Annotated in this window: 10 protein-coding genes; 5 read left to right on the forward strand and 5 right to left on the reverse strand. The window is 66.1% G+C overall.

Annotated features, from left to right (window positions below):
- Nucleotides 1-56: 56 nt before the first annotated feature.
- Nucleotides 57-794 (reverse strand): two-component system response regulator OmpR, encoded by a 738-nt coding sequence (ompR, locus tag N7333_RS15930; RefSeq protein WP_011920620.1) that lies wholly within the window; start codon nucleotides 792-794, stop codon nucleotides 57-59.
- 206 nt (nucleotides 795-1,000) lie between these two features.
- On the opposite strand from ompR, the gene N7333_RS15935 reads away from it, so the two are divergent.
- From N7333_RS15935 to N7333_RS15950, 4 genes are all read left to right on the forward strand, one after another.
- Nucleotides 1,001-3,325 carry a Tex family protein gene (locus N7333_RS15935; RefSeq protein ID WP_129481976.1) on the forward strand — a complete coding sequence of 775 codons (2,325 nt, stop codon included), beginning with the start codon at nucleotides 1,001-1,003 and terminating at the stop codon, nucleotides 3,323-3,325.
- A complete protein-coding gene (locus tag N7333_RS15940) occupies nucleotides 3,322-3,708 on the forward strand; it encodes a PaaI family thioesterase (protein WP_004373229.1) in 387 nt (128 codons plus the stop codon). The genes N7333_RS15935 and N7333_RS15940 overlap by 4 nt, the downstream gene beginning before the upstream one ends.
- Nucleotides 3,709-3,811: 103 nt before the next feature.
- A complete protein-coding gene (gshA, locus tag N7333_RS15945; RefSeq protein WP_279859065.1) occupies nucleotides 3,812-5,392 on the forward strand; it encodes a glutamate--cysteine ligase in 1,581 nt (526 codons plus the stop codon).
- A gap of 203 nt (nucleotides 5,393-5,595) precedes the next feature.
- On the forward strand, nucleotides 5,596-5,787 hold the full coding sequence (locus N7333_RS15950) for a ribosome modulation factor (RefSeq protein ID WP_004373233.1): 192 nt from the start codon (nucleotides 5,596-5,598) through the stop codon (nucleotides 5,785-5,787).
- 145 nt (nucleotides 5,788-5,932) lie between these two features.
- On the opposite strand, the gene argA is transcribed toward N7333_RS15950, so the two are convergent.
- From argA to N7333_RS15970, 4 genes are all read right to left on the reverse strand, one after another.
- On the reverse strand, nucleotides 5,933-7,231 hold the full coding sequence (argA, locus tag N7333_RS15955; protein ID WP_004373235.1) for an amino-acid N-acetyltransferase: 1,299 nt from the start codon (nucleotides 7,229-7,231) through the stop codon (nucleotides 5,933-5,935).
- Nucleotides 7,232-7,294: 63 nt separating this feature from the next.
- A complete protein-coding gene (argE, locus tag N7333_RS15960; RefSeq protein WP_195881257.1) occupies nucleotides 7,295-8,461 on the reverse strand; it encodes an acetylornithine deacetylase in 1,167 nt (388 codons plus the stop codon).
- Nucleotides 8,462-8,528: 67 nt separating this feature from the next.
- A complete protein-coding gene (locus N7333_RS15965) occupies nucleotides 8,529-9,800 on the reverse strand; it encodes an inorganic phosphate transporter (protein WP_004373238.1) in 1,272 nt (423 codons plus the stop codon).
- 38 nt (nucleotides 9,801-9,838) lie between these two features.
- Nucleotides 9,839-10,516 carry a TIGR00153 family protein gene (locus N7333_RS15970; RefSeq protein WP_004373240.1) on the reverse strand — a complete coding sequence of 226 codons (678 nt, stop codon included), beginning with the start codon at nucleotides 10,514-10,516 and terminating at the stop codon, nucleotides 9,839-9,841.
- A 111-nt stretch (nucleotides 10,517-10,627) separates the two neighbouring features.
- On the opposite strand from N7333_RS15970, the gene N7333_RS15975 reads away from it, so the two are divergent.
- On the forward strand, nucleotides 10,628-11,444 hold an 817-nt coding region (locus N7333_RS15975; protein ID WP_279859066.1), incomplete at its 3' end, for a CYTH domain-containing protein.

An 11,444-nucleotide genomic window follows, 5' to 3' on the forward strand; every position in this document is an offset into this window, starting at 1 on the left:
GAGCGCGGCTCGCGGAAACGTTACTTCAATTCGCGAGCCGGGCTCGCTCCTACGCGTCACTTGTTGCCGTCAGGAACGAACACGTAACCCACACCCCAGACGGTCTGGATATAGCGCGGCTTGGACGGGTCCGGCTCGATCAGGCGACGCAGGCGGCTGATCTGCACGTCGATGGAGCGCTCCAGGGCGTCCCACTCGCGGCCGCGGGCCAGGTTCATCAGCTTGTCGCGGGTCAGCGGCTCGCGCGCATGCTGCACCAGCGCCTTGAGCACGGCGAATTCGCCGGTGGTGAGCATGTGCACCTGATCGCCCTTCTTCAGCTCTCGGGTGGCCAGCGACAGCTCGTATTCACCGAAGCTCACGCTCTCGTCCTCGGTACCGGGTGCGCCCGGCACCACCGGCACCTGACGACGCAGCACGGCCTTGATCCGCGCCAGCAGCTCGCGCGGGTTGAAGGGCTTGGCCAGGTAATCGTCCGCGCCCAGTTCCAGGCCCTGGATACGGCTGGATTCGTCGCCCTTGGCGGTGAGCATGATGATCGGGATCTGGTTGTTCGACTCGCGCAGGCGGCGGCAGGCGGACAGGCCATCCTCGCCGGGCAGCATCAGGTCCAGCACCACCAGATTGAACAGTTCGCGAGCCAGCAGACGGTCCATCTGCTCGACGTTCTCCACTGCGCGTACCCGGTAGCCCTGCTCGTCGAAGAAGCGCTCGAGCAGGCGGCGCAGACGGGCGTCGTCATCGACGATGAGAATTTTCTCGCCTTCGGCGACAGTAGCAGCGGACTGGGTCATGGCGTCTCCTTGGACAGCCGTACTAAGGACGGCAAGTGGCGGCATTATCGCTCAGGCGCTTGAGTGGGCGCTTTAGCCATTGTTAGCAGATTTTTCCCCGAACGGTTCCCAGCACCCCTGAACGCGGTGTTTATAATGCGCCGCTTTCGTATCTGGCCTGCATCCCTGCGGCCACCCTAGTCGTTCCAGTGTGGGTAGCTTTATCTATGGACAGCATCAACAACCGCATCGCCGAAGAGCTGGGCGTGCGCCCGCAACAGGTCGCCGCCGCCGTGGCCCTGCTCGATGAAGGCTCCACCGTGCCCTTCATCGCCCGTTACCGCAAAGAAGTGACCGGCAGCCTCGACGACACCCAGCTGCGCCATCTGGAAGAGCGCCTGCGCTACCTGCGCGAGCTGGACGAGCGCCGCGTGGCGATCCTCGCCAGCATCGAGGAACAGGGCAAGCTGACCCCCGAACTCAAGCGCGAGATCGACCTGGCCGACACCAAGACGCGCCTCGAAGACCTGTATCTGCCGTACAAGCAGAAGCGCCGCACCAAGGGCCAGATCGCCCTGGAAGCCGGCCTCGGCGAGCTGGCCGATGCGCTGTTCAACGATCCGAGCCTGACCCCGGAGCAGGAAGCCGAGCGCTTCATCGATGCCGAGAAAGGCTTCGCCGATGTGAAGGCCGTGCTCGAAGGCGCCAAGTACATCCTCATGGAGCGCTTCGCCGAAGACGCGAGCCTGCTGGACAAGCTGCGCAGCTTCCTCAAGGACAACGCCACCCTCAGCGCCCGCCTGGTGCCGGGCAAGGAGAACGAGGGCGCCAAGTTCAGCGACTACTTCGAGCACGACGAGCCGCTCAAGGGCGTGCCGTCGCACCGCGCGCTGGCGATCTTCCGCGGCCGCAACGAAGGCATTCTCAGCGCCAGCCTCAAGGTCGGCGAAGAGCTGCCCGGCGCCCTGCACCCCTGCGAGCTGATGATCGGCGAGCGCTTCGGCCTGCAGAACCAGGGCCGCGCCGCCGACAAGTGGCTGGCCGAGGTGGTGCGCTGGACCTGGAAGGTCAAGCTGTACAACCACCTGGAAACCGACCTGCTCGGCGAGCTGCGCGAGAAGGCCGAGGACGAGGCGATTGCCGTGTTCGCCCGCAACCTGCACGACCTGCTGCTGGCCGCGCCGGCTGGCCCGCGCGCCACCCTGGCGCTGGACCCGGGCCTGCGCACCGGCTGCAAGGTGGCGGTGGTCGATGCCACCGGCAAGGTGCTGGACACCGCCACCGTCTACCCGCACGCCCCGCGCAACGACTGGGACGGCACCCTGGCGATCCTCGCCAAGCTGTGCGCCAAGCACGGCGTCGACCTGATTTCCATCGGCAACGGCACCGCCAGCCGCGAGACCGACAAGCTGGCCGCCGAGCTGATCAAGAAGGTGCCGGGCCTGAAGCTGACCAAGGTGATGGTCTCCGAAGCCGGCGCCTCGGTGTATTCGGCCTCGGAACTGGCCGCCCGCGAGTTCCCCGATCTCGACGTGTCGCTGCGCGGCGCAGTGAGCATCGCCCGCCGCCTGCAGGATCCCCTGGCCGAGCTGGTGAAGATCGACCCGAAATCCATCGGCGTCGGCCAGTACCAGCACGACGTCTCCCAGCTCAAGCTGGCGCGCAGCCTGGACGCCGTGGTCGAGGATTGCGTGAACGCCGTCGGCGTCGATGTGAACACCGCCTCCGCCGCCCTGCTGGCGCGCATTTCCGGCCTCAACGCCACCCTGGCGCAGAACATCGTGCAGTACCGCGACGCCAACGGCGCCTTCGCCTCGCGCGCCGAGCTGAAGAAGGTGCCGCGTCTGGGCGAGAAGACCTTCGAGCAGGCCGCCGGCTTCCTCCGTGTGATGAACGGCGACAACCCGCTAGACGCCTCGGCGGTGCATCCGGAAACCTACCCGCTGGTCGAGCGCATCGCCCAGGACACCGGCCGCGATATCCGCTCGCTGATCGGCGACTCGGCCTTCCTCAAGCGCCTCGACCCGGCCAAGTTCACCGACGAGCGCTTCGGCCTGCTCACCGTCGGCGACATCCTCAAGGAACTGGACAAGCCCGGCCGCGACCCGCGCCCGGAATTCAAGACCGCCGAGTTCCAGGAGGGCGTGGAAACCCTCAATGACCTCAAGCTGGGCATGGTGCTCGAAGGCGTGGTGACCAACGTCACCAACTTCGGCGCCTTCGTCGACATCGGCGTGCACCAGGACGGCCTGGTGCACATCAGCGCGCTGTCGGAGAAGTTCATCAAGGACCCGCACGAGGCGGTCAAGGCCGGCGACGTGGTCAAGGTCAAGGTGATGGAAGTGGACATCCCGCGTAACCGCATCGCCCTGTCCATGCGCATGGGCGACACCCCGGGGGAGAAGGTAGAGGGCGCACGCGGTGGTGCGCGCGGCGGCAACCGTGGCGGCAACACGCCGCGCAGCGAGCGCCATTCCAGCCAGGACAAGCCGGCACCGGCCACCGGGGGCATGGCCGCGCTGTTCGCCAACGCCAAGCAGCTCAAGCGATGAGCAGCGCACAGGAGGTGGGCGCGAGCAGCGCCTTCTCCCGCCTGCTCGGGCTGGAGATTCTCCAGGTCGGCGGCGGCGAGGCGCGCGTGCGCCTGGCGCTGACCGACGAGCTGCGCAACCTGCACGGCAAGCTGCATGGCGGCGCGCTGTTCTCGCTGATCGACACCGCCATGGGCCAGGCCAGCCACAGCCTGGGCGATGGCGGCCCGAGCAGCGTGACCCTGGAGTGCAAGATCAACTACATCCGCCCCGTTTCCGAGGGCAGCGTGCTGTGCCACGCCAAGGTGCTGCATGCCGGGCGCCGCACCCAGGTGGTGGAAGCGGAAGTGCTGCAGGGCGACAAGCTGGTCGCCAAGGCACAAGGCACCTTCGCCTGCGTGTAATCGACCGGGAGCGACGTCGTCTAATGTGGGGACATCGTCGCCCCCTTGCAGAGTGCGGGGGCGATCCCCATATTGTGGCGACTGCCCAGTTAGGAATTGCATCTTGAGCGATCTTCTCTCCCGCCGCCTGGCTCAGCTCGGCGAGCCGGCCAACCTGTCCCTGCTGGGCGAGTGTCTGCACGGCATCGAGCGCGAATGCCTGCGCGTCGACCACGATGGCCAGCTGGCCCTGACCCCGCACCCGCAAGCCCTGGGCTCGGCGCTGACCCATGCGCAGATCACCACCGACTATTCCGAGTCGCTGCTGGAGTTCATCACCGGCACCGCCACCGATCCAGCCGCCACTCTGGCCGAGCTCGAGAGCATCCATCGCTTCGCCTACGACAAGCTCGATGGCGAACTGCTGTGGAGCCCGTCGATGCCCTGCGCCCTGCCGGACGAGGAGACGATTCCCATCGCCCGCTACGGCAGCTCCAATATCGGCCGCCTCAAGTACGTGTACCGCAAGGGCCTGGCGCTGCGTTACGGCAAGACCATGCAGTGCATCGCCGGCATCCATTACAACTTTTCCCTGCCCGAGGCCCTGTGGCAGTTGCAGCAGCGCAGCGAGGGCAACGCACAGAGCACGCGTGACTACCAGTCGGCGCGCTATATCGCGCTGATCCGCAACTTCCGTCGCTACAGCTGGCTGCTGATGTACCTGTTCGGCGCCTCGCCGGCCCTGGACAAGGGCTTCATGCGCGGCCGTCCGCACCAGTTGCAGGAGCTGGACGCCAGTACCCTGTACCTGCCCTATGCCACCAGCCTGCGCATGAGCGACCTGGGCTACCAGAGCAGCGCGCAGTCCGGCCTGACCCCCTGCTACAACGACCTGGCCAGCTACACCGACAGCCTGCGCCTGGCGGTCGGCACGCCCTACCCGGCCTATGTCGAAGCCGGCACCAAGCGCGGCGACGAGTGGCTGCAGCTCAATACCAACATCCTGCAGATCGAGAACGAGTACTACTCGAGCATCCGCCCGAAACGCGTCACCTACAGCGGCGAACGCCCGATCCAGGCGCTGACCAGCCGTGGCGTGCAGTACGTGGAAGTGCGCTGCCTGGACATCAACCCCTTCCTGCCGCTGGGCATCGATCTGCCCCAGGCGCGCTTCATCGACGCCTTCCTGCTGTTCTGCGCACTGGAAGACAGCCCGCTGCTAGAAAGCGGTGAATGCGGCGCCTGCACCAGCAACTTCCTCAAGGTGGTCAAGGAGGGCCGACGCCCCGGCCTGCACCTGCAGCGTGACGGCCGCTCCATCGAGCTCAAGACCTGGGCCAGCGAACTGCTCGAGCGCATCCACCCGCTGTGCGAACTGCTCGACCGCAGCCAGGGCGGCAACGCCCATATCGAGGCGCTGGCGCAGCAGCAGGCCAAGGTGGCGGATGTCGAGATGACGCCTTCGGCCCAGGTACTGGCGATTCTGCGTCAGGGCCAGAGCTTTACCGAGTTCGCCCTGCAGCAGAGCCTGCGCCATGCCGAATACTTCCGCGCCGAGCCGCTCAGCGCCGAGCAGCAGCAAGCCTTCGAGCAGGCCGCTCACAACTCGCTGGCCGAGCAGGCGGAGCTGGAAGCACAGCCCAAGGGCGATTTCGACGCCTTCGTCGCGGCCTATCAGGCCAGCATCCTGGCGTTGGCGGTGTAGATCGCCCGTCTGCCGGGCGCGCCGGGCGGCGTTCCGTTTCAGCCCGGCGCACGGCGCTGCGTACTCGTAAGCCAAGGCGCCGAAAAGCGCCGACTGCGTCACAAAGCCAACCAGCGGAGCAAAAGCCGGGATGGGCGGCCATACTCGCCACCGACCGAGCGGCTAGCATGGCGAATGTAAAGAACGGAAGACGAGCAGCGCCCATGGCCGAAGACGCCACGCCGCAATGGAGCCTGGAGAGCCTGACCAAGGCCTACCAGCAAGGCTATATGGCCGGCCTCACGGGCCAGGCCAGAGATCGCCAACCCTACCCCGAGGAAATCCCCGCCGCCGCCTGGGAGGCCGGCTGGGACGACGGCTTCGAGCAGATGCGCCTGCAGCAGCACAGCGCCTGAGGTGGATTCAGCCGGCAGGGTGGATGTCGCCTTTCACGCCCAGCCACCGGCGGGTCGACGCAGCGCGCCCCCCTACCCCTGACGAGCCCGTAGCCCCGATGCAAGCCGGGGCTTTTCCGTCCTGATGCGGCGCGCGCAGCGCACCCTACAGAGCCTTTTCGAACACCTTGGAGTTGCGCTGGTAGTTGTACAGCGAGGCGCGCGCCGCCGGCATGCGCTCGACGCTGCTCGGCTCGAAGCCGCGTTCGCGGAACCAGTGGGCGGTACGGGTGGTGAGCACGAACAGGGTCTTGAGCCCTTGCGCCCGCGCCCGGGCCTCGATCCGCGCCAGCAGTTCGTCGCCGCGACCGCCGTGGCGGTAGTCGGGGTTGACCGCCAGGCAGGCGAGTTCGCCGCAGTCCGAGTCGGCGATGGGATAGAGCGCCGCGCAGGCGATGATCAGCCCCTCGCGCTCGACGATGCTGAACTGCTCGATCTCGCGCTCCAGCACCTCGCGCGAACGACGCACCAGAATGCCCTGTTCTTCCAGCGGGCTGATCAGCTCGATCAGGCCGCCGACATCCTCGATGGTCGCCTCGCGCAGCGACTCGAACTGCTCCTGGGCCACCAGGGTGCCGTTGCCGGTGCGGGTGAACAGCTCGCTGAGCAGCGCACCATCGGTGGCGTAGCTGACGATATGACTGCGTCCCACGCCGCCCCGGCAGGCCTGGGCAGCGGCGTCGAGCAGTTCGCCCTGGTAGTTGCTGCCCAGACGCGCCAGGTGCGCCGGCACCTGCTGCGGGCGCAGCTCACGCACCAGTTGGCCGTGCTCGTCGAGCAAGCCGTCCTCGGCGCCGAACAGCAGCAGCTTGTCGGCGCCCAGGTCGATGGCGGCGCGGGTGGCGACGTCCTCGCAGGCCAGGTTGAAGATTTCTCCGGTGGGCGAATAGCCCAATGGCGACAGCAGCACGATGCTGCGCTCGTCGAGCTGGCGATTGATGCCCTTGCGGTCGATGCGCCGCACCTCGCCGGTGTGGTGGTAGTCGACACCGTCGAGCACGCCGATCGGCCTGGCGGTGACGAAGTTGCCGCTGGTCAGGCGCAGGCGCGAGCCCTGCATCGGCGAGGCGGCCATGTCCATCGACAGGCGCGCCTCGATGGCGATGCGCAGTTGACCGACGGCATCGATCACGCACTCCAGGGTCGGCGCGTCGGTGATGCGCAGATCGCGGTGAAAATGCGGCGTCAGGCCACGCGCGGCCAGGCGCGCCTCGATCTGCGGGCGCGAGCCATGCACCAGTACCAGGCGCACGCCGAGGCTGTGCAGCAGCACCAGGTCGTGGACGATATTGGCGAAGTTCGGATGGGCGATGCCCTCGCCCGGCAGCATGACCACGAAGGTGCGGTCGCGGTGGGCATTGATATAGGGCGAAGCGTGGCGTAACCAGGTGACGTAGTCGTGCATGAGCAATCCATTAACTAGAGACGTAGGCCGGCAGGGCCGTCATGTTCGGTCAGAAGGTCGGTCTCATCGTCGCTGCACGTCTTCGCTCCGTGTCAGGCAGTAGTGTTGGATCAGTTGGCGCAGCAACGCCACCGTAGGTTCGATGCGGGCCAGCTCCAGGTGTTCCCCGGGCTGATGCGCACAGTCGATGTCACCCGGCCCGAGCACCAGGGTCTCGCAGCCAAGGCGCTGAAGATAAGGCGCTTCGGTGCCGAATGCCACCGCCTGCGCCGCATGCCCGGTCAGCCGCTCGGCCAGGCGTACCAGTTCGGCGTCGGCGCGCTGCTCGAACGGCGGCACTTCGGGGAACAGCGGGCCATAGTCGATGCGCACCTGATGCTTGAGCGCCAGCGGCTGCAGCTTGCCTCGAATCGCCGCGCGCAGCTGTTCCGGATCCATGCCCGGCAGCGGGCGCAGGTCGAACTCCAGCGCGCACTGCCCGCAGATGCGGTTGGGGTTGTCGCCGCCGTGGATGCAGCCGAGGTTCAGCGTCGGTTGCGGCACGCCGAATTGCGGGTTGTTGAATTCGCGCTGCCACTGCGCACGCAGGCCGCGCAGCTCGCCCATCACGTCCTGCATGGCCTCCAGCGCGCTATGCCCGAGACTCGGGTCGGAGCTGTGACCACTGCGGCCGAGGATATCGATCCGCTCCATCATCACGCCCTTGTGCAGGCGGATGGGCTTGAGGCCGGTCGGCTCGCCGATCACCGCCGCACGGCCCAGTGGCCGGCCGGCCTCGGCCAGGGCGCGGGCACCGGCCATGGAGCTTTCCTCGTCGCAGGTGGCGAGAATCAGCAAAGGTTGCTGGAAGGGCTGATCGAGCAAGGGCCGCACGGCCTCGATGGCCAGGGCGAAGAAGCCCTTCATGTCGCAGCTGCCCAGGCCCACCCAGCGGTCGCCCACTTCGGTCAGCTTGAGCGGGTCGCTCTGCCACAGGGCGGCGTCGAACGGCACGGTATCGCTGTGCCCGGCCAGCACCAGGCCGCCGGGGCCGGAGCCGTAGCTGGCGAGCAGATTGAATTTGCCGGGGGCGATCTGCTGGGTTTCGCAGGCGAAGCCCAGGTCGCCGAGCCAGGCGGCGAGCAGTTCGATGACAGGCGCGTTGCTCTGATCCCAGCTGGGCTGGGTGCAGCTCACCGAGGGCGCTGCGATCAGCGCGGCGAACTGCTCTCGGAAGGACGGCAAGGGCATCGGCGATCTCCTGGGTCGGAGCCCCATCATAGGAGCATCCAACCTCAGGGGAAACCGCCAGGCGGAATCAGACTCCGCCGAACAGTGCGCGCAGAATGAAGAAGAAGATGATCGACAGGATCGCACCGGCCGGCAGGGTAATGATCCAGGACAGGAAAATTTTGCCGATCATGCCCAGGTTCAGCGCACCAATGCCACGTGCCAGACCAACGCCGAGAATGGCGCCGACCAGCGTATGGGTGGTGGAAACCGGCAGCCCCAGGCCCGAGGCGCTGACCACGGTGGTGGCGGCGGCCAGCTCGGCGGCGAAACCACGGCTGGGGGTCAGCTCGGTGATTTCCTTGCCGATGGTGGCGATCACCTTGTAGCCGTAGGTGGCCAGACCGACCACGATGCCCAGCGCCCCCAGCAGCAGGATCCAGCCCGGCACCAGCGACTTCGCGCCAGCGGCCAGCTCACCACCGCTCTGGATCACGCCGACGATGGCCGCCAGCGGGCCAACGGCGTTGGCCACATCGTTGGAGCCGTGTGCGAAGGCCATGGAGCAGGCGGTGAAGATCATCAGGATGGCGAACACCTTCTCCACGCTGGAGAAATGGAAGGCCTTGTCAGCCTCGACATCGACATGGATGCGGCTGAGCATCGCAATGCCGATGAGCATGACCAGCACACCGATAGCGACCGAAAGCAGGAAACCTTCGGTGCTGGAAAGATTCAGACCAACATGCTTGAGGCCCTTGGTCAAGGTCATCAGCGAGATCACGAAACCGGTGATGAACATGTACAGCGGCACGTAGCGCTTGGCGTTCAGGAAGGGGTTGTCGGTGTCGATGATCAGTTTCTGCACGCTGACGAACAGGCAGAAGGAGATGATCCCGGCCAGCAGCGGCGTAACCACCCAACTGGCGACGATGGGGCCGACGCCGCCCCAGTGCACCGCATCCATCGACACGCCGACCGCAGCGAAGCCGATCACGGCACCGACGATGGTGTGCGTGGTCGATACCGGCCAGCCACGGGTCGAGGCGACCAGCAGCCAGGTGCCTGCAGCCAGCAATGCCGACATCATGCCCAGCACCATGAGGTTGGGGCTGATCAAGTTGGCATCGACGATGCCGTTCTTGATGGTTTCGGTTACCTCACCACCGGCCAGATAGGCACCGGCGAATTCGAAGACCATGGCGATGATGATCGCCTGCTTGATGGTCAGCGCACGCGAGCCAACGGATGTACCCATGGCGTTGGCGACATCGTTGGCTCCAACACCCCAGGCCATGAAAAAACCGAAAAGGCAGGCAAGCACGAGCAGAACCAGCCCGTAGTCCGCAATCAGAGACATAAATTAGTTTCCGTAGATCCCAGAAAGGACACTGGCGCTTAGCGCGCCAGCAGTTGTTCCAGTCGGTTGCCCACTCGTTGGGCACGGTCGGCGACATCGCCGACCCAGTCGATGATCTGATAGAGGAACATCACATCGACCGGGGGAAGGTCCTTCTCCAGCTTGAACAGGTTGCGGCGCACCTCGATTTGCAGGCGGTCGGTATCGTTTTCGATCGAACCGAGCTCCTCGATCAGGGTTTCCACCAGCACCGCTTCACGGCCGGCGAAACCGGTCTCGAGCAGCTCGTCCAATTCGTTCATCGCCTTCAGCGCCTGGGCGCTGGCGTCGACGCTGCGCTGCACGTAGGTGCGCATCAGCGGCTGCAGGGCCTGCGGAATGGCCATCTGACGGCCGAGCATCAGCCCGGCGATGTCCTTGGCACGGTTGGCGACTTTGTCCTGTACACTGAGCAGCTCCAGCAGATCCGAACGCGGCACCGGCAGGAACAGGCTCTTGGGCAGGTGCAGGCGCACGCTTTTCTTCAGCTTGTCGGCCTCATGCTCCAGCCGGGACATCTCCTGTTGCACCTGTTCCACCGTGGCCCAGTCCTCGGCCATCACGGCCTCGAAGAAGGGCACCAGGTTCGCCGCGCACTCGTGGGCCTTGGCGATATGCTGTTGCATCGGGCCGATGGGTGAACGGCCGAACAGGCTGACAAAGGGATTGATAGGCATAGGGTAAGCCCCCGTTTTGAGAAGGCCGCAAGTATAGGGACCGGCTTCGCCAATCGCCAGCGCGCGTCATCGGTCTGTCACATTTTCATAAAGGCGTCATAGCTCTCCACCATGGTCAAAGAAACCGAAATCAAACTGCGCGCCAGCCGTGCCACCCTGGCCGCCCTGCGCGAACACCCGCTGCTGAAGAAGCGCAACAAGAGCGGCTGGCAGCACACCCCGCTGTTCAATCAGTACTACGACACCCCCGACCGTGACCTGGCCAACGCCAAGGTCGCGCTGCGCCTGCGCCGCGACGGCGAACAGTTCATCCAGACCCTCAAGAGTCGCGGCCAGAGCGTGGCCGGCCTGTCCGAGCGCAACGAATGGGACTGGTACCTGAGCAAGGCCAAGCTCGACCTGAAAAAGCTCGATGACAGCTGCTGGCCAGCCAGCCTGGCCGAGCTGGACAAGAAAACCCTGCAACCGCTGTTTTCCACCGATTTCGTCCGCGAGAAAGCCGAGATCGCCTGGGGCCGTGGCAAGGCCAAGGTGGTGATCGAGGCCGCGCTGGACCTGGGCAAGGTGAGCGCAGGCGAAGGCGAGGAGGAAATCTGCGAGCTGGAGCTGGAACTGCGCCAGGGCGAGCCCGCCGCGCTGCTGGAGCTGGCCTGCGAGCTGGCCGCCGAACTGCCGCTGATGCCCTGCGACATCAGCAAGGCCGAGCGCGGCTACCGCCTGTTCGATTCCGGCAGCTACAGCCTGAGCCTGCCGGCACCGCAACTGACGGCCGAGATGCCGCTGGACGAAGCCTTCGCCGCCCTCGCCTGGCATCTGCTGGGCACCAGCCAGCGCCTGGCCGAGCAGTACCGCTTCAACGGCCACTGGAGCCTGTTGCAGGACTGGCTGGCGCAGCTGATCGAGCTGCGCGCCCTGCTCGCCAGCCTGG

The organism is Pseudomonas sp. GD04158, from assembly GCF_029834875.1.
Lineage (GTDB): Bacteria > Pseudomonadota > Gammaproteobacteria > Pseudomonadales > Pseudomonadaceae > Aquipseudomonas > Aquipseudomonas hydrolytica.